The organism is Pseudomonas sp. H2_A10 (genome assembly GCF_054680085.1).
This window is the reverse complement of record NZ_CP162821.1, coordinates 1,391,354-1,414,046: the sequence shown is the minus strand read 5'-3', so window position 1 is coordinate 1,414,046 and position 22,693 is coordinate 1,391,354. Positions and strand designations below refer to the sequence as shown.

Annotated in this window: 17 protein-coding genes and 1 pseudogene; 3 read left to right on the top strand and 15 right to left on the bottom strand. The window is 62.4% G+C overall.

Features of this window, described 5'->3' with window-relative positions; all coding sequences use genetic code 11:
* Positions 1-4: 4 nt before the first annotated feature.
* The gene (gene rloA2, locus AB4O23_RS06475) at positions 5-505 is read right to left on the bottom strand and encodes a retropepsin-like aspartic peptidase RloA2 (protein WP_017530753.1); all 501 of its coding nucleotides are present in this window, start codon (positions 503-505) and stop codon (positions 5-7) included.
* Positions 506-678: 173 nt separating this feature from the next.
* On the opposite strand from rloA2, the gene AB4O23_RS06470 reads away from it, so the two are divergent.
* Positions 679-1,566, top strand: coding sequence for an acyltransferase (locus AB4O23_RS06470; RefSeq protein ID WP_065879360.1), 888 nt, complete (start codon positions 679-681; stop codon positions 1,564-1,566).
* Here the strand turns inward: AB4O23_RS06470 and AB4O23_RS06465 are convergent.
* The 9 genes from AB4O23_RS06465 to AB4O23_RS06425 form a co-directional block, all read right to left on the bottom strand.
* Positions 1,563-2,135, bottom strand: coding sequence for a DUF2780 domain-containing protein (locus AB4O23_RS06465; RefSeq protein WP_065879359.1), 573 nt, complete (start codon positions 2,133-2,135; stop codon positions 1,563-1,565). The two genes, AB4O23_RS06470 and AB4O23_RS06465, sit on opposite strands and share 4 nt — an antisense overlap.
* 184 nt (positions 2,136-2,319) lie before the next feature.
* Complete coding sequence (fdhA, locus tag AB4O23_RS06460) at positions 2,320-3,519, bottom strand: formaldehyde dehydrogenase, glutathione-independent (RefSeq protein WP_017530750.1); 1,200 nt, start codon at positions 3,517-3,519, stop codon at positions 2,320-2,322.
* 131 nt (positions 3,520-3,650) lie between these two features.
* Positions 3,651-4,508, bottom strand: a complete 858-nt coding sequence (gene purU / locus AB4O23_RS06455; protein ID WP_005792124.1) for a formyltetrahydrofolate deformylase — start codon at positions 4,506-4,508, stop codon at positions 3,651-3,653.
* Between the two features lie 10 nt (positions 4,509-4,518).
* The gene (locus AB4O23_RS06450) at positions 4,519-5,151 is read right to left on the bottom strand and encodes a sarcosine oxidase subunit gamma (RefSeq protein WP_017530749.1); all 633 of its coding nucleotides are present in this window, start codon (positions 5,149-5,151) and stop codon (positions 4,519-4,521) included.
* Between the two features lie 78 nt (positions 5,152-5,229).
* Entirely contained in the window at positions 5,230-8,247 is a 3,018-nt protein-coding gene (locus tag AB4O23_RS06445; protein ID WP_460062643.1) for a sarcosine oxidase subunit alpha, read from the bottom strand.
* Positions 8,244-8,546, bottom strand: coding sequence for a sarcosine oxidase subunit delta (locus AB4O23_RS06440; protein WP_017530747.1), 303 nt, complete (start codon positions 8,544-8,546; stop codon positions 8,244-8,246). The genes AB4O23_RS06445 and AB4O23_RS06440 overlap by 4 nt, the downstream gene beginning before the upstream one ends.
* A gap of 15 nt (positions 8,547-8,561) precedes the next feature.
* A complete protein-coding gene (locus AB4O23_RS06435; RefSeq protein WP_010207084.1) occupies positions 8,562-9,812 on the bottom strand; it encodes a sarcosine oxidase subunit beta in 1,251 nt (416 codons plus the stop codon).
* A 22-nt stretch (positions 9,813-9,834) separates the two neighbouring features.
* The gene (glyA, locus tag AB4O23_RS06430) at positions 9,835-11,088 is read right to left on the bottom strand and encodes a serine hydroxymethyltransferase (protein WP_460085137.1); all 1,254 of its coding nucleotides are present in this window, start codon (positions 11,086-11,088) and stop codon (positions 9,835-9,837) included.
* A gap of 170 nt (positions 11,089-11,258) precedes the next feature.
* Complete coding sequence (locus AB4O23_RS06425; RefSeq protein ID WP_065879356.1) at positions 11,259-11,987, bottom strand: TraX family protein; 729 nt, start codon at positions 11,985-11,987, stop codon at positions 11,259-11,261.
* A gap of 90 nt (positions 11,988-12,077) precedes the next feature.
* On the opposite strand from AB4O23_RS06425, the gene AB4O23_RS06420 reads away from it, so the two are divergent.
* Positions 12,078-13,118, top strand: coding sequence for a threonine aldolase family protein (locus AB4O23_RS06420; RefSeq protein ID WP_460069985.1), 1,041 nt, complete (start codon positions 12,078-12,080; stop codon positions 13,116-13,118).
* Positions 13,119-13,188: 70 nt separating this feature from the next.
* On the opposite strand, the gene gbcB is transcribed toward AB4O23_RS06420, so the two are convergent.
* Positions 13,189-14,289: a glycine-betaine demethylase subunit GbcB gene (gene gbcB, locus AB4O23_RS06415; RefSeq protein WP_017530743.1), complete on the bottom strand. Its 1,101-nt coding sequence runs from the start codon at positions 14,287-14,289 to the stop codon at positions 13,189-13,191.
* Between the two features lie 284 nt (positions 14,290-14,573).
* Here gbcB and gbcA point away from each other — a divergent pair, with 284 nt between their 5' ends.
* A complete protein-coding gene (gene gbcA / locus AB4O23_RS06410; RefSeq protein ID WP_460147284.1) occupies positions 14,574-15,869 on the top strand; it encodes a glycine-betaine demethylase subunit GbcA in 1,296 nt (431 codons plus the stop codon).
* Between the two features lie 675 nt (positions 15,870-16,544).
* Here the strand turns inward: gbcA and etfB are convergent.
* From etfB to dgcA, 4 genes and pseudogenes are all read right to left on the bottom strand, one after another.
* A complete protein-coding gene (gene etfB, locus AB4O23_RS06405) occupies positions 16,545-17,315 on the bottom strand; it encodes an electron transfer flavoprotein subunit beta (protein ID WP_017530741.1) in 771 nt (256 codons plus the stop codon).
* 15 nt (positions 17,316-17,330) lie between these two features.
* Positions 17,331-18,552, bottom strand: a pseudogene (etfA, locus tag AB4O23_RS06400) (electron transfer flavoprotein subunit alpha).
* The gene (dgcB, locus tag AB4O23_RS06395) at positions 18,552-20,492 is read right to left on the bottom strand and encodes a dimethylglycine demethylation protein DgcB (RefSeq protein WP_017530739.1); all 1,941 of its coding nucleotides are present in this window, start codon (positions 20,490-20,492) and stop codon (positions 18,552-18,554) included. Before dgcB ends, etfA begins: the two are co-directional and overlap by 1 nt.
* Before the next feature lie 136 nt (positions 20,493-20,628).
* On the bottom strand, positions 20,629-22,689 hold the full coding sequence (dgcA, locus tag AB4O23_RS06390) for a dimethylglycine demethylation protein DgcA (protein ID WP_460062638.1): 2,061 nt from the start codon (positions 22,687-22,689) through the stop codon (positions 20,629-20,631).
* Between the last annotated feature and the right edge of the window lie 4 nt (positions 22,690-22,693).

Sequence of the window (22,693 nt, the reverse complement as noted above, 5' to 3'; positions counted from 1 at the left end):
TCCGTCAGCAGTCCGGTTTGTCGGCAGTGTACCGACGAGCCGGGTTTACCGCAGCGCCGAATTCACGCAGGGCCTTGGCGCCGATCAGCAGCGGGTAGTTGAAGCTGCTGCGGTCGGTGAGGTTGACCTCGACGGTGCGCTTGACGTTGCCCAGGCACATTTCCAGGTCGACCACCGGGCGCTTGGTCACGCTGGCCTCGTCCTTGTCGTCGTCTTCGTCGGCGCGGCTCTTGATCTTGCTGATGCGCGACACCTTGTGTTCGTAGACCTTGTTGGACGCGTCCTTGCCACCGAGACGGAAGCGCACCCAGTCATCGCCATCACGGGTGAAGGTTTCGATGTCACGGGCCGACAGCGAGGCGGTCAGCGCGCCGGTGTCCATCTTGGCCTTGAAGGTTTCGCCGATCTCCGGCAACTGGATGTATTCGTAGCGACCGTAGAGGGTCGGCTCGGCGGCCATGACGGGCAGGGCAACCAGGACGAGCGAGGCAAATAGCAGTTTCACGAAGGGATGTCCTCGGAAAGAAGTAGACGGATTCTAGACCGCAAAGGCAGCACTTAGTTAGCTGGCCCGAGCATAACGGGCACCGGGTGAAATATTCGTCCGTCGGTTTGCAATTTGGCCTGCGGGCCCGGCTCTCTTATCATGGCCCGCCCACACCCTTCCAAGAGTTGCTTATGCGCCGCCTGCTCACCGGCTGTCTGGTCACACTGCTGCTGTTACTCAATACGCTGATCCTGATCGGCCCCTTGATGGTGTTCGCCCTGCTCAAGCTGGTGGCACCGGGTCGCTCTCGCGACTACATGTCATGGGCGGTGATGTGGATCGCCGAAACCTGGGCCGAGATCGACAAGGCGATCTTCGCGATGTGCATCCCGACCCAATGGGATATTCGCGGCGGCGAGAACCTGCGTGGCGACACCAGCTACCTGGTGATCAGCAACCACCAGTCCTGGGTGGATATCCCGGCACTGATCCAGGCGCTGAACCGACGCACGCCGTTCTTCAAATTCTTCCTGAAAAAAGAGCTGATCTGGGTACCCTTCCTGGGCCTGGCCTGGTGGGCGCTGGACTACCCCTTCATGAAGCGCTACACCAAGGCGTTCCTGGCCAAATACCCGGAGCTGGCCGGGCAGGACCTGAAGATCACCAAAGCGGCCTGCGAGCTGTTCAAGCGCCAACCGGTCACAGTGGTCAATTACCTGGAAGGCACACGGTTCAGCGAGGCCAAGCGCAAACAGCAGGGTTCGCCATTCACGCGGTTGCTCAAGCCCAAGGCGGGCGGCGTGGCGTTTGTGCTGGCGGCGATGGGTGAACAGCTGGATGCGATCCTCGACGTCACCGTGGTGTATCCGCAGCAGAAAATTCCGGGTTTCTGGGACTTGATCAGCGGCGCGGTGCCGAAGGTGATCATCGATATCCGCACCCGCGAGCTTGACCCGGCATTGTGGCAAGGGGACTACGAAAATGATCCGGCGTTTCGCCAGACCGTCCAGAACTGGGTCAACCAGCTCTGGCAGGAGAAGGATGCACGCATCCAAGCGTCGCGCGCGGAGTGTATTTAGCTGCCGGTGCCCCAGGCCTGGGCCAACTTGCCCAACACTGAGCTGCTGGTGCCCTGGCTGCCCAGGTAGCTCAGGATCACGGGTGCAAACTGGCTGATCATGCCGCCGTCCATACCCAGGGCGCTGAACGCGGTGTTCAGGTCGTTGGTGTCTTTCACGTTACCCAGCAGGCCATCCAGGCCGCTGGTCTTGCTGCCACCGGTCTGGCCGAGCAAGCCGCTCAAGGCGCCGAGGCTGCCCAGTGCATTGTCGCCGGACAGCTTGTCCAGCCCGGGCACGCTCTTGGCCAGTTGCGAGTAGTCATTACCGCCCAGTTGGTTCTTGGCCAACCCCAGCATCGCGCCCGTGCCGCCGATGGCTTGCTCGGGGGTGACATTCAATTGCGAGGTCAACGCGGTCAACAGGTCGGCCGTCTCGGACGACGGCGCAGCGGCAGCGGCTTTATTGTTCCCGCCCTGCATGCCGGCAATGGCGTTCGCCGCATCGCCAAGGCTGAAGCCTGCGGCGAACACCGGGCCGGCGGCCATGGCCAGCAGGCAGGAAAGGGCGAAACCGCGTGAAATTTTCATGGGGGCAACCTCTGGATATAGGGCGAAAGCAGGCGTTGGACTGGGTATCCGACACATTGTTCCGGGCCTCTCCAGGCACCACAAAATCCATGTGGGAGGGGGCGTATAGCTCAGCGGTTGCAGGCTAAGCGGCAGACACAAAAAAGGGCGACCCGTAGGCCGCCCTTTTCATTTTTCCGCCGCGTTACGCCGCACTGAACAACTTATGCGGATCAATCACAAACTTCTTCGGCACGCCCGCATCGAACTCGCCATAGCCCCGTGGCGCGTCATCCAGGCTGATCACCTGCACGCCGACGATTTCGGCAATGTTGATGCGGTCCCACATGATCGCCTGCATCAGTTGGCGGTTGTACTTCATCACTGGCGTCTGCCCGGTGTGGAAGCTGTGGGATTTGGCCCAGCCCAGGCCGAAGCGGATGCTCAGGCTGCCCATTTTGGCGGCAGCGTCGACAGCGCCTGGGTCTTCGGTGACGTACAGGCCAGGGATACCGATCTTGCCGGCCACGCGTACCACGCCCATCAATGAGTTGAGCACGGTGGCCGGGGCTTCGGCCTTGACGCCATCGTGGCCGTGGCCGCGCGCTTCAAAACCTACGCAGTCGACGGCGCAGTCCACTTCCGGCTCGCCGAGCAGTGCGGCGATCTGTTCGTGCAGCGGGGTATCGGTGGACAGGTCGACCACTTCAAAGCCCTGGGCCTTGGCGTGGGCCAGGCGGATGGAGTTGACGTCACCCACGATCACCACCGCCGCGCCGAGCAGGCGGGCGGAAGCGGCAGCGGCCAGGCCGACCGGGCCGGCACCGGCGATGTACACGGTGCTGCCTGGGCCAACGCCGGCAGTGACGGCGCCGTGGTAGCCGGTGGGGAGAATGTCGGAGAGGCAGGTCAGGTCACGGATTTTCTCCATGGCCTTGTCGCGATCCGGCAGTTTCAGCAGGTTGAAGTCGGCGTACGGCACCAGCACGTATTCGGCCTGGCCGCCGGTCCAGTCACCCATGTCGACGTAGCCGTAGGCACCGCCGGCACGTGCCGGGTTAACGGTGAGGCACACGCCGGTGTGTTGCTCTTTGCACGAACGGCAGCGGCCGCACGCCACGTTGAAGGGTACCGAAACCAGGTCGCCGATTTTCAGGTTTTCGACGTCGCTGCCCTTCTCGATCACTTCACCGGTGATCTCGTGACCGAGCACCAGGCCGGTCTGGGCGGTGGTGCGGCCGCGCACCATGTGTTGGTCGGAGCCGCAGATGTTGGTGGAGACCACGCGCAGGATGACGCCGTGCTCAATCTTCCTGCCACGGGGGTCCTGCATTTTGGGATAGTCGATTTTCTGTACTTCGACCTTGCCGTTGCCGAGATACACGACACCACGATTACCAGACATGCTTTCACCTCGCTGTTGTTTTTATGGAACTGCGTTGCCCTTGGGGCAGCGCGTTAAGTGCTCGGGTACAGATGCTGTTGCTTGTGTTGTTTGTAAGGGCCTCATCGGGGGCTTGCTCCCGATGGCGTCAGTCAGAGCACCACCGTGCGATTGGCGTTCAGAAACACCCGCCGCTCAATGTGATACCCCACCGCCCGCGCCAATGTCAGCCCTTCGATGTCCCGCCCCTTGGCAATCAGATCCTCGGGATAGTGGCTGTGGTCCACCACCTCCACGCCCTGGGCGATGATCGGGCCTTCGTCCAGATCGTTGTTGATGTAATGCGCGGTGGCGCCCACCAGTTTCACGCCCTTGTTGTATGCCTGGTGGTACGGCTTGGCGCCCTTGAACCCCGGTAGCAACGAGTGGTGGATGTTGATGGCCTTGCCATCGAGCTTTCGGCATAGCTCTGGCGACAGCACTTGCATGTAACGCGCAAGGATCACCAGTTCCGCGCCGGTGTCTTCCACCACTTGCCACACTTGACGCTCCTGGGACGGTTTGTCGTTAGGGTCGAGGGGGAAATGGTAGTAGGGAATCTGGTGCCAGTCGGCCAAAGGTTTGAGATCGGGGTGGTTGGACACCACCGCGACCACGTCCATCGACAGCTGGCCGATGCGTTGGCGGTACAGCAGATCATTGAGGCAGTGATCGGCCTTGGAGACCATGATCACCACTTTTGGCCGATAGTTCGGCGCCGTCAGCTCGAAGATCATGCCAAAGGCTTCGCCGCGCGTGGCCAGGCCATCGCGGAACGCCTGCTCGTCGAAGCCGTCGGGCTGACGGAATTCCACCCGAATAAAAAACCGGCCAGAGAGGCGGTCATCGAACGAGTGGTGTTCGGTCACATAGCAACCCTGCTCGAACAGGTAGCGGGTAACCGCGTCCACCGTGCCGAGCACGCTGGGGCAGTCGGCGGTCAAAATCCATGTATCGGGTGCGCGGCTCATCGGCGATTCCTCAGGCTTGAACGCTCAGGCCAAATTCGGCCGAGGCGTCTTGCAGCCACAACCACCAGTAGTCCGAGAAGCTGCGACGAATCAGCAGTTCCCAGGTGTCTTCAGCGGTGTGACGGATCACCAGTTGCGACTTGGCGAACACCGTGCCCACCGCCTTGCCCACCGGGAAGTTGTTGGGGTGCACGTCGTAGCTGGTGGACTTCATCAGCACATCGCGCACGTTCGGGCCGCTGAGTTCAAGGATCTGCTGGCCGCCACTGACGTTGACGATCTGGATATGCAAGTCACCCAGGGCGGCACGCAGGTTTTGCTCGGCGGCGAACTCTTCACCGCTCGGCACGATCAACAGCCACTCGTCAGGGCCAAGCCATTGCAGGCTGGTGTCGCCTTTGACGATGACGCTCAGTGCGCCGGGCAGTTCGATGCCCAGGGCCTTGTGTACGCCAGCGGCGAACGCGGCGTCATGGCCATCGCCACGAAGGGTCAGGTGACCCAGGAGTTTCTTTTCACGCACCGTTACGCCGGCGTTCTTGCGGCCCTTGCCGACCAGGCTGGCGAGGTCGGCATGGTGCAGCGACGACTCGGCCTTGGCGCCGGAGGTGGGGCGTTGTTGGTAAACATTGGCTGCTGTCATAAAGCACCTGTTTTGAATTCTGTTTTGAGGCTGATGGCCTCATCGGGGGCAAGCCCCCGATGCAGGCAACTCGGTCTATCAGATGTTCTGGCGATCGCCTTTCGGGTCAAAGAACACCGAAGACACAATCTCCGCCTCGATCACGCTGCCATCCGCCTGGGGCGAGAACACCCGCTCACCGATGCGCTTCAAGCCGCCCTTGACCACACCCATGGCAAACGAGTAGCCCAGGGAGTTATGCGCATAGCTTGAGGTAACGTGACCCACCATCTTCATCGGGATCGTCTGCTTCGGATCGAACACCAACTGCGCGCCTTCCGGCAGCCACACGTTCGGGTCGATCGGCTTGAGCCCCACCAACTGCTTACGCTCTTCGCGCACGCAGTCTTCACGGTTCATCCCGCGCCAGCCGATCCACGAGAACGGCTTGGTACGGCCTACGCACCAGCCCATGTTCAGGTCGTCCGGGGTCATCGAGCCGTCGGTGTCCTGGCCGACGATGATGAAGCCCTTCTCGGCCCGCAGCACGTGCATGGTTTCGGTGCCGTACGGGGTCAGGTTGTATTTCTTGCCGGCCTCGACGATTTTTTCCAGCACGCCCATGGCGTAGTCGGCCTGCACGTTCACTTCATACGACAGCTCACCGGTAAACGAGATACGGAACACCCGTGCCGGTACACCGCCCACCAGGCCTTCCTTCCAGGTCATGAACGGGAAGCCGTCCTTGTCCAGGTCGATATCAGTCACTTCACTGAGCAGCTTGCGGCTGTTGGGGCCGGACAACGTCATGGTGGCCCAGTGATCGGTGACCGAGGTGAAGTACACCTTCAGGTCCGGCCATTCGGTCTGTTGGTAGATTTCCAGCCACTGCAGAACGCGCGCCGCGCCGCCGGTGGTGGTGGTCATCAGGAAGTGGTTATCGGCCAGGCAGGCGGTCACACCGTCGTCGAAGACCATGCCGTCTTCCTTGCACATCAGGCCGTAGCGCGCCTTGCCCACATCGAGCTTGGTCCAGGCGTTGGTGTAGATGCGGTTGAGGAACTCGCGGGCATCCGGGCCTTGAATGTCGATCTTGCCGAGGGTGGACGCGTCCAGCAGGTCGACGCTGTCGCGCACCGCCAGGCATTCGCGTTTCACGGCGGCGTGCAGGTCTTCACCGTTACGTGGGAAGTACCACGGGCGTTTCCACTGGCCGACGTCTTCAAACTCGGCGCCGTTCTTCACGTGCCAGGCTTGCAGCGCGGTGTAGCGCACCGGTTCGAAGATGTGCCCACAGTGACGGCCCGCCACCGCGCCGAAGGTTACCGGCGTGTAGTTGGGACGGAACATGGTGGTGCCCATCTGCGGGATGGTCACGTTCAGCGAACGTGCAGCAATCGCCAGGCCGTTGACGTTACCCAACTTGCCCTGGTCGGTGCCGAAGCCCAACGCGGTGTAGCGTTTGACGTGCTCGACCGACTCGAAACCTTCGCGGGTCGCCAGTTCGATGGCGGCCGCGGTGACGTCGTTTTGCAGGTCGACGAATTGCTTGGGCGCACGTGCGGTCGGCTTGTCGTGCGGCACCTGGTAAATCGCCAGGGTCGGCTCTTCCAGCCGGCTCAGGGCCTTTGGCAGGGTCCCTTCGACCGGGGCAAAACCGGCTTCGCTGGCGGCGCGCACGCCGCCTTCAAAACCGTCGGCCAGGGAATCGCCGAGGCCGTAGACGCCATTGATGCCGCCCACGCACACGCGTTTTTGCGGGGCTTCACCGGGTACAAAGCCGAGGATGTCTTCACGCCAGGTCGGCTTGCCACCCAAGTGCGAAGCCAAGTGGACCACCGGGCTGTAGCCGCCGGAGCTGGCGACCAGGTCGCAGTCCAGCCACTCGCCGGGGCTGGTGACTTTGTGTGCCTTGACGTCAATCGCGGCGACACGCGCAGCGCTCACACGCTTGGTGCCACGAGCCTCGACCACAGCGCTGCCGGTGAGGATCCGAATGCCTTTGGCGCGGGCTTCTTCCACCAGCGCGCCGCGTGGGTTGTGGCGCACATCCGCCACCGCCACCACCTGCAGGCCGGCATCCAGCCAGTCCAGCGCAACGCGGTAGGCGTGGTCGTTGTTGGTCGACAGCACCAGTTTTTTACCCGGCGCCACGCCATAGCGACGCACGTAGGTGGAAACCGCGCCGGCCAGCATGTTGCCCGGCACGTCGTTGTTGCCGTACACCAGCGGACGCTCGCACGCACCGGTGGCCAGCACCACACGCTTGGCACGTACACGGTGGATACGCTGACGCACTACGCCGATCGGCGCGCGATCACCGAGGTGGTCGGTGAGGCGCTCGTGAATGGTCAGGAAGTTATGGTCGTGGTAGCCGTTGACGGTGGCGCGGGGCAACAGCACCACGTCCGGCAGGGCTTTGAGTTCAGCGATAACGCTGGCTACCCACTCGGTGGCCGGTTTGCCATCGAGGCTTTCGCGAGAATCGAGCAAGGAACCGCCGAACTCTTCCTGCTCATCGGCGATGATCACACGGGCACCGCTGCGTGCAGCCGCCAGTGCAGCCGCCAAACCCGCAGGGCCTGCGCCCACGACCAGCACGTCGCAGTGACGGTTGAAGTTATCGTAGGTGTCCGGGTCGTTCTCGGTGGGCGAACGGCCCAGGCCCGCCGCCTTGCGGATGTACTTCTCGTAAGTCATCCAGAACGATTGCGGGTACATAAAGGTTTTGTAGTAGAAACCCGGCGGCATCAGCTTGCCGCCGACCTTGCCGAGAATCCCCATCATGTCGTTGTTGACGCTCGGCCAGCCGTTGGTGCTGGTGGCGACGAGGCCCTGGTACAGCGCCTGTTGCGTGGCGCGCACGTTAGGGATTTGCGTGGCTTCGGTGGCGCCGATCTGCAGCACCGCGTTCGGCTCCTCGGCGCCGGCGGCGAAGATACCGCGTGGGCGCGAGTACTTGAAGCTGCGGCCGATGATGTCGACGCCGTTGGCCAGCAGGGCTGCGGCCAGGGTGTCGCCTTCAAAGCCTTTGTAGCTCTGGCCGTTGAAGCTGAAGGTCAGGACTTTATTACGGTCGATCCGGCCACCGTTGGACAGGCGATTGATCTGGCTCATACCTTCTCTCCAGAGGCCTTGGCGGTGAACTGAGGCTTCTCACCGATCTTGTAGGTTTCAAGAATTTCGTAGGTCAGGGTGTCGCGGGTGGCGTTGAAATACTGACGGCAGCCGGCGGCGTGAATCCACAGCTCGTGGTGCAGGCCACGCGGGTTATCGCGAAAGAACATGTAGTCGCCCCACTGCTCGTCGGTGCAGGCATTCGGGTCCAGCGGGCGCGGGATGTGCGCTTGGCCGGCGGCGTGGAATTCCTCTTCGGAGCGCAGTTCGCCACAGTGAGGACAGAAGATATGCAACATAGGGGATTTCTCCTGTTAGTGGGCGACGGCCGCAGCGCCGTGTTCGTCGATCAGCGCACCGTTGTGGAAACGGTCGATGGAAAAAGGTGCGGCCAATGGGTGCATTTCACCCTTGGCCAGGCTGGCGGCAAACACGTTGCCTGAGCCTGGGGTGGCCTTGAAGCCACCGGTGCCCCAACCGCAGTTGAAGAACATGTTCGGCACCGGGGTCTTGGAGATGATCGGGCAGGCGTCCGGCGTGGTGTCGACGATGCCGCCCCACTGGCGGTTCATGCGCACCCGCGACAGCACCGGGAACATCTCGACGATAGCCTGGATGGTGTGCTCGATCACCGGGTACGAACCACGCTGGCCGTAGCCGTTGTAGCCGTCGATACCGGCGCCGATCACCAGGTCGCCCTTGTCGGACTGGCTGATGTAACCGTGCACGGCGTTGGACATGATCACGCTGTCGATGATCGGCTTGATCGGCTCCGACACCAACGCTTGCAGCGGGTGGGATTCGATCGGCAGGCGAAAGCCCGCCAGCGAGGCCATGTGCCCGGAGTTACCGGCGGTGACCACGCCGACGCGCTTGGCGCCGATAAAACCCTTGTTGGTTTCCACACCGATGCACACGCCGTTTTCCTTACGGAACCCGATCACTTCGGTCTGCTGGATCAAGTCCACGCCGAGCGCGTCAGCGGCGCGGGCAAAGCCCCAGGCCACGGCATCGTGACGGGCCACGCCGCCGCGCCGTTGCACGGTGGCGCCGAGCACCGGGTAGCGGGTGTTCTTGGAGCAGTCCAGGTACGGGATCTCGTCGGCCACTTGCTTGGCGTTGAGCAGTTCGCCGTCCACGCCGTTGAGGCGGTTGGCGCTCACCCGGCGTTCGGAATCGCGGATGTCCTGCAAGGTGTGGCACAGGTTGTACACGCCACGCTGGGAGAACATCACGTTGTAGTTGAGGTCCTGGGACAGGCCTTCCCACAGTTTCATCGCGTGTTCGTACAGGTGCGCCGACTCATCCCACAGGTAGTTGGAGCGCACGATGGTGGTGTTGCGCGCGGTGTTGCCGCCGCCCAACCAGCCTTTTTCGACCACGGCCACGTTGGTGATGCCGTGCTCTTTGGCCAGGTAGTACGCGGTCGCCAGACCATGCCCGCCACCGCCGACGATGACCACGTCGTAGACCTTTTTCGGGGTCGGCGTGCGCCACATCTTCTGCCAGTTTTCGTGATGGCTGAGGGAGTGCTTGAAGAGGCCGAAGCCCGAGTAGCGTTGCATAGTCATTACTCCAAAACCGCGCTCAGCGATAAACCGGGAAATCAGCGCACAGGGCAGACACGTGCTTGGCCACGTTGGCCTCGACATCGGCGTCGCCGAGGTTGTCGAGGATGTCGCAGATCCAGCCGGCCAGTTCGATGCACTGCGGCACTTTGAAACCACGCGTGGTCACCGCCGGGGTACCGATACGCAGGCCCGAGGTCACGAACGGCGACTGCGGGTCATTCGGCACCGCGTTCTTGTTGACGGTGATGTGAGCGCGACCGAGGGCGGCGTCCGCCTCTTTGCCGGTCAAGCCCTGACGGATCAGGCTGACCAGGAACAGGTGGTTATCGGTGCCGCCGGACACTACATCGTAGCCGCGTTTGATAAACACGCTCGCCATGGCCTGGGCATTGTCGATCACTTGTTGCTGGTAGGCCTTGAAGCCTGGCTCCAGCGCTTCCTTGAAGCACACGGCCTTGCCGGCGATGACGTGCATCAGCGGGCCGCCCTGGGCGCCGGGGAATACGGCGGCGTTGAGTTTCTTTTCAATCGCTTCGTTGGCCTTGGCCAAAATCAGGCCGCCCCGTGGACCGCGCAGGGTCTTGTGGGTGGTGGTGGTGACCACGTCGGCGTACGGCAGCGGGTTCGGGTACAGGTCGGCGGCGACCAGGCCGGCGACGTGGGCCATGTCCACGAACAGCAACGCGCCTACTTTGTCGGCGATGGCGCGAAAGCGTGGGAAGTCCAGGGTCTTGGAGTAGGCGGAGAAACCGGCCACGATCATTTTCGGCTGGCACTCGACGGCCAGGCGCTCGACTTCGTCGTAGTCGATCAGGCCGGTATCGGTGTTGATGCCGTATTGCACCGCGTTGTACAGCTTGCCCGAGGACGACACTTTGGCGCCGTGGGTCAGGTGACCGCCGTGGGCCAGGCTCATGCCCAGGATGGTGTCGCCGGCATTGATCAGCGCCAGGTACACGGCGCTGTTGGCGGACGAACCGGAGTGCGGCTGCACGTTGGCGTAATCGGCGCCGAACAGCTGCTTGGCGCGTTCGATGGCCAGGGCCTCGACCTTGTCCACGTGCTCACAGCCGCCGTAGTAGCGCTTGCCCGGGTAGCCTTCGGCGTATTTGTTGGTGAGGCCGCTGCCTTGCGCTTCCATCACACGCTTGCTGGTGTAGTTCTCTGACGCGATCAGCTCGATATGATCTTCCTGACGCTGCTCCTCGGCGTTCATCGCCGCCAGCAGTGCATCGTCATAACCCTGGATCTGGTCTTTCTTGCTGAACATCGCGTCTCTCCCAGCCTTTCGTATTGTTGAGGCCCGTGCAGGGCCCTTTGATGCGATGGTAGGGCTGGCGCAGGCAGGTCAAATGCCTACGGACGCCACGCAAAGGTGCGTTTACGACATTCCCTCTGCGACGCAGAACAAATGTGGAACAGGCCGTGTGTGGGAGGGGGTCAGGCGATGATCTGGCGGGCGAGCAGCAGCAGGAGGAAATGCAGTGGATAAGCGGCATACGCCCAGCGGCGCATGGGCGGTGGCGCGACATGTTTGGCGTGTCGCAATAAGACCAAACCCACCCATGGCGCGATCAGGCATGCGACCAACCCCAACAGCGCCACCGGCGTGCCGCTATTGAGCAGGGTTTGCCATTGGTTGGCGGCCACGCACACCAGGCCCGGTAGCAGGCAGAAATACCAAGGGCGGGTGAACACCAGCAGCATGGCCAACGGCAGCAATACACCAAATAAACCGAACATCAACTGCGCGCTGAACACACCCGCAAGCAACAGCGCAATCAGCGCCAACCCCCGACCAACAGGCGCCTTCTGCTGCCATCCTCTGGCAACCAGCAAACCCAGCGCCAGAGTCGGCAGCACATTCAACGTATCGGCATCCTCGATAAACAACCGGTATGGCACTTCGCTGAGCGCACTGAACAACAGCAACCAGCCCAGGTAGCGCCAGTGCCCGGCCAAGGGCGTATTTCGCACCCGCTGCACGTTAGCCGCAATCGCCAGGCAGAACCACGGGAACGCCAGGCGCCCCGGCACATACAAGCCATCGAGGCTCAAACCGACATAACGCAGGTGGTCCAGCACCATGCACACCAGCGCCAGCCACTTGAGCAGATCCAAAGCGCCGTCGCGGACACGTCCGACAGGCATCGTTGCAGTAGCGTGCATAATTCCCCACTGACTTTGCATTTACAGCGCGTGCGCACCCCAGCCAATGTTGGTTAAAGTGCGCACCAATATCGACCACAGGAATGGGCCATGACTGACAAGAGCCAACAATTCGCCAGCGACAACTATTCGGGCATCTGCCCGGAAGCCTGGGCCGCCATGGAACAAGCCAACCACGGCCATCAACGCGCCTATGGCGATGATGAGTGGACCCACCGCGCCGCCGACGGTTTCCGCAACCTGTTCGAAACCGACTGCGAAGTGTTCTTCGCCTTCAACGGCACCGCCGCCAACTCGCTGGCGCTGTCATCCTTGTGCCAGAGCTACCATAGCGTGATTTGCTCGGAAACCGCCCACGTCGAAACCGACGAATGCGGCGCGCCGGAGTTTTTCTCCAACGGCTCCAAGCTGCTCACCGCGCGCACCGAAAACGGCAAGCTGACCCCGGAGTCGATCCGCGAGATCGCCCTCAAGCGCCAGGACATCCACTACCCCAAGCCGCGCGTCGTCACGCTGACCCAGGCCACCGAAGTCGGCAGCGTCTACACCCCGGAAGAAATCCGCGCCATCAGCGCCACCTGCAAAGAACTGGGCCTGAACCTGCACATGGACGGCGCGCGTTTTTCCAACGCCTGCGCGTTCCTCGGCTGCTCACCGGCCGATCTGACCTGGAAAGCCGGGGTAGACGTGCTGTGTTTTGGCGGCACCAAGAACGGCATGGCCGTGGGCGAGGCGATTCTGTTCTTCAACCACACGCTGGCCGAAGACTTCGATTACCGCTGCAAACAAGCCGGCCAGCTCGCCTCGAAAATGCGCTTTTTGTCGGCCCCATGGGTGGGCCTGCTGGAAAACGACGCCTGGCTCAAACACGCCCGCCACGCCAACCACTGCGCCCAACTGCTGAGCAGCCTGGTGGCGGACATTCCCGGCGTGGAGCTGATGTTCCCGGTACAGGTCAACGGCGTGTTCCTGCAACTCTCGGAACCGGCTATTGCCGCGCTGACGGCCAAGGGCTGGCGCTTCTATACCTTCATCGGTAAAGGCGGCGCGCGGTTCATGTGTGCGTGGGACACCGAAGAAGAACGCGTGCGGGAACTGGCGGCGGACATTCGCGAAGTCATGGGCGCCTGACCCTCACGGATGAACGCAAATCAACCTGTGGGAAGGGCTTGCCCCCTCCCACATTGGGCGGTACCCGCTGTTAGAACTCGATACGCACGTCGCCCTTCGGCACGCTGCAGCACGACAGGATGTACCCCTCGGCCTCGTCTTCCTCGGTGATCCCGCCGTTGTGCTCCATCTCCACTTCCCCGCCCAGTTTCATCACCTTGCAGGTGCCGCAGATGCCCATGCCGCAGGCCTTGGGGATCATCAACCCGAGCTTGGCCGCCGCCGCATGCACGGTTTCGCCCGGTGCTACGCGGATGCTCTTGCCCGACGCAATGAACTCCACCTGATGCAGGTCCGCCAGGTCGACTTCCGGCGCATCCGCCGCTTGTTCGGCTTGCTCCACCGCATCGGCCCGCGCTTCCGGTGGCGTGGCGCCGAAGGATTCCTCGTGATAGCGCGCCATATCGAAACCGGCGGCTTCCAACAGGCGCTTGACTGCGCTCATGTAAGGCGTCGGACCGCAGCAGAACACTTCGCGCTCCAGGAAGTCCGGCACCATCAGTTCGAGCATCTTGTGGTTCAGGTAACCGCGATAACCGGCCCAGGGTTCACCCAGGCCGTGCTTTTCACAGATCAGGTGCAGGCTGAAGTTGTCGATCCGCGAGGCCATATGCTCCAGCTCGCGATGGTAGATGATGTCTTTGGGCGAGCGGGCGCTGTGCACAAACGTCATGTCGACGTTGGCGTTGGTGTCGTAGAACCAACGCGCCATGGACATCACCGGGGTGATACCCACGCCGCCGCTGAGGTACAACACTTTCGGACTTGGGAAGTCGATGGCGTTGAACAGCCCGACCGGGCCGTGTACCGCCAGCTCCTGGCCTTCGTGCAGCGTGTCGTGCAGCCAGTTGGAAACCCTGCCGCCGGGTACGCGCTTGATGGTCACCGAGAAGCTGTAAGGCACCGAAGGCGAGCTGGAAATGGTGTACGAGCGCATGATCGGCTGGCCTTCGATCTCAAGCTCCAGGGTGACGAATTGCCCCGGCTTGAAAAAGAACAGGATCGGCTGGTCGGCCATAAAGCAAAAGGTGCGCACGTCCCAGGTTTCCTGGATGACTTTGACGCAACGGACGATGTGCCGACCATTGGCCCAGGTCTGGGTGGTTACCGGATTCAGGAAGCTGTTGGACATGCTGATTCTCCACTGCCGATGTTCGGCTTTATGGTGGCGATTCTGCGTAACGCGAGAACCACCCATTTACCTATCTGCGACATTCACATACTTATCGCGACCAGCCCCCAACTACCGGGGCTTGCGCGTCGGGATCAGATTGGGCCATGTCGCCCATGGATAAGGTTCGAGGCAACCGCAGGCCCACACTCGCTGCCAACGACAACGCTTTCTTTACGCCTTGCATTGCAACAACCGTAGCCACTATTCGCCGGCCACACAGAATGGCCATGAGGACATACACGATGGACGTCACCGCAACCTTAAGCTTGGGCGATCCGCTGGAACCCGCACGCAAGGCCACCGCGCAGATGCTGCAAGAGCGCGAGCGCACCTTTTCGCTGCCGCAGCCGTTTTACTCTGATGAGCGGCTGTTTGATATCGACATGCAGGAGATCTTCCAGAAAGAGTGGCTGATCGCTGGCATGACCTGCGAGATCCCCACCAAGGGAAACTACCTGACCCTGCAAGTGGGCAAGAACCCGATCATCGTGATCCGTGGCGCCGACGGCGTGGTGCATGCGTTTCACAACGTGTGCCGCCACCGTGGCTCGCGCCTGTGCACCAGCGACAAGGGCAAGGTCGCCAAGCTCGTTTGCCACTACCACCAGTGGACCTACGAACTGGACGGCCGCCTGTTGTTCGCCGGCACCGAGATGGGCGCCGACTTCGACATGAAGCAATACGGCCTTAAACCGGTGAACGTGAAGACCGCCGGCGGCTACATCTTCATCAGCCTGGCCGAGAACCCGCCGGCCATCGATGACTTCCTGTCGACACTGAACCATTACATGGAACCGTACGACATGGAGAACACCAAGGTGGCCATTCAAACCACCTTGTTCGAGAAAGCCAACTGGAAACTGGTGCTGGAAAACAACCGCGAGTGCTACCACTGCAATGCCTCGCACCCGGAATTGCTGAAAACCCTGCTGGAATGGGATGACGTCACCGACCCACGCGCCGACCAGGCGTTCAAGGACCACGTCGCCGCCTCCGCCGCCGCCTGGGATGCCGAAAAAATCCCTTACGCCCACGCCAGCTTCGGCCTGCGTAACCGCATCGTGCGCATGCCGCTGCTCAAAGGCACCGTGTCGATGACCCTGGACGGCAAACAAGGCTGCGCCAAGCTCATGGGTCGCATCAAGAACCCGGACCTGGGCTCGATGCGCATCCTGCACCTGCCGCACTCGTGGAACCACTGCATGGGCGATCACATCATTGTGTTCACCGTGTGGCCGATCAGCGCCCAGGAAACCATGGTCACCACCAAGTGGATCGTCCACAAGGACGCCGTCGAAGGCGTGGACTATGACGTGGAGCGCATGCGCCAGGTGTGGGACGCCACCAACGACCAGGACCGTCGCCTGGTCGAAGAGAACCAGCGCGGCATCAACTCCACCGCCTACCAGCCTGGCCCGTACTCCAAGACCTATGAGTTCGGCGTGGTGAACTTTGTGGACTGGTACAGCGAACGCATGCTGAGCAACCTGGGTGCGGCGCCCGCGCCTTACCTCAAAGGCATAGCCGCCCACGAGTGAGGCCGCGACTGTCGGGGCTCTGGCTGTACAAAAAACAGCCAAAGCCCTCACAGCCCTGTTTAACCCTGGCCTGCAGCCGTTACCCAACAACTTATCCACAGAGCCACCCACAGCAATTGTGGGCAACTGCTTCCCTGCGCAAAAATTAACTGAAGAAAATCCGTGACTTATTCAAGTTTCAGGGTTTCCATTGCGCCTGATCACTTATTGATCAATTGCTTGTAACCCACGAATAACGTGGGTCACAGCGGTGCGCGAACACCTTATCCACAGAAGCACCAACAGACTTTGGGGGCAACTTCGGCGGCATTGTGGAAAACCCGCTGGAAGCGTCATAAACCGAGGCTTTGCGGACCATCAAACGGTTAAAACTGCTTATTTGATCAAAATATGATCAAAGCTCTGCAAGCCTTTTTTTATAAGGGCTGCACGCGACAGCAAACATCTTATCCACAGAAGCGCCAACAGACTTTGGGGGCAAGTCTGCGCCGTGCGCTGGGGAAAAACCCATGAAAAACCGTGAGTTAGCCTGGTTATTTTTTGTACGGGGGGCTGGAGCGCTTGATTCATATAGGCTGTGGGCAGCCGCGAACAGGTTATCCACAGGCGGATCAACAGGCATTGTGGGTAAACTCCACAACCCTGTGGGAGAGGGCTTGCCCCTCCCACGGTGGATCAGCGGACGACGCCCTCTTCTATGAGCAGCTTGAGAATGGCTTGCGCGCCCTCTTCGGGGCTCAGCCCCTTGAGCACCTGCCCACCGCCGCCGCTGGCCTTGGCCGTGGCGGCTTTCATACGGTCGGCACCGCTCTTGGCCTTGATCACCTTGAGGCGCTTGGGCCGAGGCTTGGCCGGTTGCAGCACCGCGCCTGTGAATAACTCGTCTTCTTCAACTTCAACTTCATGGGCCGCCAGCTCACCGCGTTGCGCCGGGCCGTACGCGCTTTGCCGGGGCTTGGGCGCCGCGTTATCCACCGTCGCCAAAAACGGCAAACGTACCTTCAAGCGCCGCCGCTGACCGCGCGGCAAGGCCTGCAGCACGTGGGCTACGCCACCTTCGATCGACTCGACCTGAGCCAGCCCCACAATCAACGGCCAGCCCAATTGCTCGGCCAGCAGGAACGGCAGCATGCCCGAGCCTTCGCCGGTTTCCGCCTGGCTGCCGGTGAGCACCACCTGCGCACCAGCCTCGCGTAAATAGTCGCTGAGCACCGGCAATGCGTCGGCACCGGCCGGTTGTTCGAGTACATGCAGGTGTGGCAGCCCCATGCCCAGGTAGCTGCGCAACGTGGGTTCGGCGATGTTGCCGGCGTGCAGCACCTGCAACTTATCCCCAGCCATCTGCAGGCCCAATTCCACGGCACGCGCATCTTGCTCCGCGCGCCGTGGGCGACCCGAGGTGGGGTGGGCACCGATGGACACCAGGCTGATTACATTGGTCGTCATGGCCATATCCTTTGCTTAAGCCGCATCGCGCTTGGCGCCGTTGCGGTAGAGCCTCGACCGCATCGATCAAGGCTTGCAGTATCGCGGCGCTTTCGCCGATCACCGACAGGTCGGCACGCTTGATCATGTCGCAACCGGGGTCGAGGTTGATCGCCACCACCTTGTCGCAGGCACCAATGCCTTGCAGGTGCTGGATCGCCCCGGAAATCCCCACGGCCACATATACCCGCGCCGTCACCCAGGTGCCACTGGCGCCCACCTGCCGGTCACGCGCCATAAAGCCATCGTCCACCGCGACCCGCGAGGCGCCTTCGGTGGCGCCGAGCGCGGCGGCGGTCTGGTGGAACAGTGCCCAGTCCTTCACGCCATTGCCGCCGGAAAAAATGAATTCCGCCTCGGCCATTGGGATCGCCGCCGGGTCCACCGCCACCGCGCCGAGGTCTTCGATACGCGGCAGGCTGCGGGCCAGGGTTGTGGATAACTCCACGGGCAGTACTTCGTGGCGGGTTTCGCTGACCGGATCGGCGCATTCCACGGCAGCCAGGATCAAGCGCGGTAATGGCCGCGCCACGTCTTGCTGGCCCGCACCGGCGCGGCCGATGCACTCCTCGCCCTTGATCTGCCACACCCGTGTGGCTGGGCGTTCCTTGAGGCTGGCGGCAAAACGCCGACCCAACTCGCCCCCGCCGCTACGGCTGTCGGGCAACAGCCAGTGGCGCGGGTTGAACTGGTTATCCACAGCGCGCAGACCCTGCACGCGTTGCTCAGGTGAATAACCTTCGAATTCGTGACCTTCGAGGACCAGCAGGCGGTCGACGCCGGCGGTGGCGAACGCGCTTTCCTTGTGCTCACCAAACACCACCGCCAACACCGCGCCGTCGTCACCGGCCAGTTGCCGCGCCAGGCCCAGCAGGTCGCGGTCGTGACTGCTCAGGCGGCCGCCGACCATGTCCGGCACTACGTTGATGTAGAACGCAGGCGCCGGCACCTGATGCAGCGGCAATTGCACCTCTACCGCAGCGCTGCGTTTGGCCGCGCCGCCCTGCTGGGCGCCGCTGCGGTCGATACGCTTGATGCCGTTGGGGCCGATAAAACCCACGCCATGCACGTTTTTGCGGACAACGCCGTTAGGCCCCATCCAGCTGTGTTGCGCCGGCTGCATCGCCGCGTGCAGCGGGTGCAGACGGTTACGGGCGATCCATTCGGCACGGGGGTCGCGGCGGATAATGTCGCTCATCAGTGCACCTCCGCTGGTTCACGTTTAGGCGCTTTCGCCGGTGTGGGTTCTTCAAGCAAGGCGTCGGCCACCAGTTCGGCAATGTCTTTGATCAATGGGCGGGGTTCGACCACACCTTCAAGCATCGCGGTGCATTGCGGGCAACCCACGGCCACCAGTTCGGCGCCGGTTTCGCGGATGTCTTCCATGCGCATGTCCGGGATCCGTTGCTTGCCGGGAATGTCGGTGATCGGCGCGCCGCCGCCACCGCCGCAGCAACGCGAACGGAAGCCCGAGCGCTGCATTTCCTTGACCTCAATGCCCAACGCACGCAGCACTTGGCGCGGCGCCTCGTACTCACCGTTGTAACGGCCCAGGTAGCACGGGTCGTGGTAAGTCACGCTGTTGCCTTTGTGCTGGCCCAGGTTCAGCGCACCGTCGCCGATCAGCTCGGCCATGAAGGTGCTGTGATGCTGCACGAGGTAGTTGCCGTTGAAGGCGCCGTATTCGTTTTTCAGCACATGGAAACTGTGCGGGTCGCAGGTGACGATGCGTTTGAAGCTGTATTTGGCCAGGGTCTGGATATTGCGCGAAGCCAGCAATTGGAAGGTCGCTTCATCGCCCAGGCGTCGCGCCACGTCGCCGCTGTCGCGTTCTTCCAGGCCGAGTACGGCGAAGTCGACCTTGGCCGCCTTCAGTACCTTGACGAAAGCGCGCAGGGTGCGCTGGTTGCGCATGTCGAAGGCACCGTCACCGACCCAGAACAGCACGTCGCAACTGCCTTTGTCGCTGAGCAACGGCAGGTTCAAATCCGCCGCCCAGTTCAGGCGACCGCCCGGCGCGAAACCGCCGGGGTTGTCGGTGGCGATCAGGTTTTCGAGGACTTCGGCACCCTTGTTTGGCGTGGCGCCTTTTTCCAGGGTGAGATGGCGGCGCATGTCGACGATGGCGTCCACGTGCTCGATCATCATCGGGCACTCTTCCACGCAGGCGCGGCAGGTGGTGCACGACCACAGGGTCTCGGCGTCCACCAAACCATTGACGATCGGCTGGTGCGGGTTGCCGCCGTGCTCGCCGATCGGTTTGCCAGGGTACGGGCTGCCGGCGAACTTGGCATCGGTGCCACCGGCCAGGCCGACCACCATGTCCTGGATGAGTTTTTTCGGGTTCAGCGGCTGGCCGGCGGCAAACGCCGGGCACGCCGCTTCGCACTTGCCGCACTGCACGCAGGCATCAAAGCCGAGCAGTTGGTTCCAGGTGAAATCCTTGGGTTTTTCCACCCCCAGGGGCGCGGTTTTATCGCTCAGGTCCAGCGGCTTCAAACCGGTGGAACGGCCGCCGCCGAAGCGCTCGGCACGGCGGTGCCAGGCCAGGTGCAGGGCACCGGCGAAGGCGTGTTTCATCGGCCCGCCCCAGGTCATGCCGAAGAACATCTCGGACACGCCCCACAGCACGCCCACACCGAGCAGCGCCGCGAGCAACCAGCCGCCGAAGTCCGCCGGCAGAATCCCGGCCACCGGCAAGGTCACCAGGAAGAAGCTCACCGAGAACGCCAGCAGGCTTTTCGGCAGGCGCATCCAGGGGCCTTTGGACAGGCGCGCGGGTGGGTTGCGGCGGCGCAGGTACATGAAGATCGCGCCGACAAACATCAATGTCGACGCCAACAGCAGCGCGTAGCCAAGAATGCGACTTTGCAGGCCGAAACCGTGTACCAGGATCGCCAGCAGCGCCGACAGCACAAAACCCAACGCCGTGGCGACGTGGGTATTGGCGATGTATTTGTCGCGGGCGACCACGTGGTGCAGGTCGACCATATAGCGCTTGGGCATGGCCAGCAGGCCGCCCAGCAGGTCGACTTTGGAGGCGCGGCCACGGCGCCACATGTTCACGCGGCGCAGGGCGCCGAGGACGGCGAGGCCCAGGGCGGCAAACAGGAGAATAGGCAGCAAGGTGTTCAACATGGTGAAGCTCCCACAGACCACACAAAACTAATGTGGGAGGGGGCTTGCCCCCGATAGCGGTGGGTCAGCTACAGCTGTATCAACTGACACTCCGCCATCGGGGGCAAGCCCCCTCCCACATTTGAACCCAGTCGGGTCAGAAATCCTTGCACAAGCGCAGGGCGTCATAGATGGCGGCGTGGGTATTACGCTGCGCCACACAGTCACCGATGCGGAACAGCAAGTACCCCTCGCCCGCCTCGCTCAGGCACGGCTGCGGCTTGATCGCGAACAGCGCTTCGACGTCGATCTGGCCCTTGTTGCGCGAGCCTTCCTTGAGCCCGTAGTAAATGGCCTCGTCCGGACGCACGCCGTTCTCCACTACCACCTGGTCGACCACCCGTTCTTCCTTGGCACCGGTGTATTCGTTCTCCAGCACCGCCACCAGCTTGTCACCCTCGCGATAGACCTTCTCCAGCATCATGTCGCCGGTCATGATCACTTCCTTGGGGTACATGCTGCGGTAGTAGGTGGGGAACGACGTACCGCCAATGGCAACGCCCGGCTTGATGTCGTCGGTGACGATCTCCACCTGGCAGCCTTTGTCGGCCAGGAAGTCGGCCACCGACATGCCGGTGAATTCGCAGATGGTGTCGTACACCAGCACGTTCTTGCCCGGCGCGACTTTGCCGTCGAGCACGTCCCAACTGCTCACCACTAAACCTTCGGCGGCGCCCCAGTGTTCGTTCTGCTCGATAAACGGGTGCCCGCCGACCGCCGCCACGACCACGTCCGGACGCAGGTCCAGGATGGTGTCTGCATCGGCCGCCACGCCCAGGCGCAGGTCGACTTTCAAGCGCGCCAGTTCCAGCTGGAACCAGCGCGTGATGCCGGCAATCTGGTCGCGCTGCGGCGCTTTGGAAGCCGTGGTGATTTGCCCGCCGATAAATTCTTTTTTCTCCAGCAAGGTCACGTCGTGGCCACGCTCGGCGGCGACGCGCGCCGCTTCCATCCCGGCTGGGCCGGCACCGACCACCACGACTTTGCGCTTGGGCCCGGTGGATTTTTCGATGATGTGCGGCACGCCCATGTATTCACGGGAGGTCGCGGCGTTCTGGATGCACAGCACGTCCAGGCCCTGATACTGGCGGTCAATGCAGTAGTTGGCGCCGACACACTGCTTGATCTGGTCGATCTGACCCATCTTGATCTTGGCGATCAGGTGCGGGTCGGCGATGTGCGCACGGGTCATGCCGACCATGTCCACATAGCCGCCTTCCAGAATCCGCGTGGCCTGGTTCGGGTCCTTGATGTTCTGCGCGTGCAGCACCGGGACCTTGACCACTTCCTTGATGCCGGCCGCCAGGTGCAGGAACGGCTCCGGCGGGTAACTCATGTTCGGGATCACGTTGGCCAGGGTGTTGTGGGTGTCGCAACCCGAGCCCACCACACCGATGAAGTCGAGCATGCCGGTGTCGTCGTAGTACTTGGCGATCTGCTTCATGTCCTCGTGGGACAGGCCGTCCGGATGGAACTCGTCGCCGCACAGGCGCATGCCCACGCAGAAGTCATCGCCCACTTCGGCACGCACGGCCTTGAGTACTTCCAGGCCGAACTTCATGCGGCCTTCAAAGCTGCCGCCCCATTCGTCGGTACGCTTGTTGACCCGCGGGCTCCAGAACTGGTCGATCATGTGCTGGTGCACCGCGGACAGTTCCACACCGTCCAGGCCGCCGGCCTTGGCCCGGCGCGCAGCCTGGGCGTAGTTGCCGATCACGCGCCAGATCTCTTCCGGCTCGATGGTCTTGCAGGTAGCGCGGTGCACCGGCTCGCGCACGCCGGACGGCGACATCAGGGTCGGCCAGTTGAAGCCGTCCCAACGCGAGCGACGGCCCATGTGGGTAATCTGGATCATGATCTTGGCGCCATGCTTGTGCATGGCGTCGGCCAGGTTCTGGAAGTGCGGGATGATGCGGTCGGTGGACAGGTTCACCGAGCTCCACCATTCCTGGGGGCTGTCGATGGCCACCACCGAGGAGCCGCCGCAGATCGCCAGGCCGATACCGCCCTTGGCTTTCTCTTCGTAGTACTTCACGTAGCGGTCAGTGGTCATGCCGCCGTCGGTGGCATACACCTCGGCATGGGCAGTACTGAGTACGCGGTTGCGGATAGTCAGTTTGCCGATCTGGATCGGCTGGAACATTGCTTCGAAAGCCATGGCA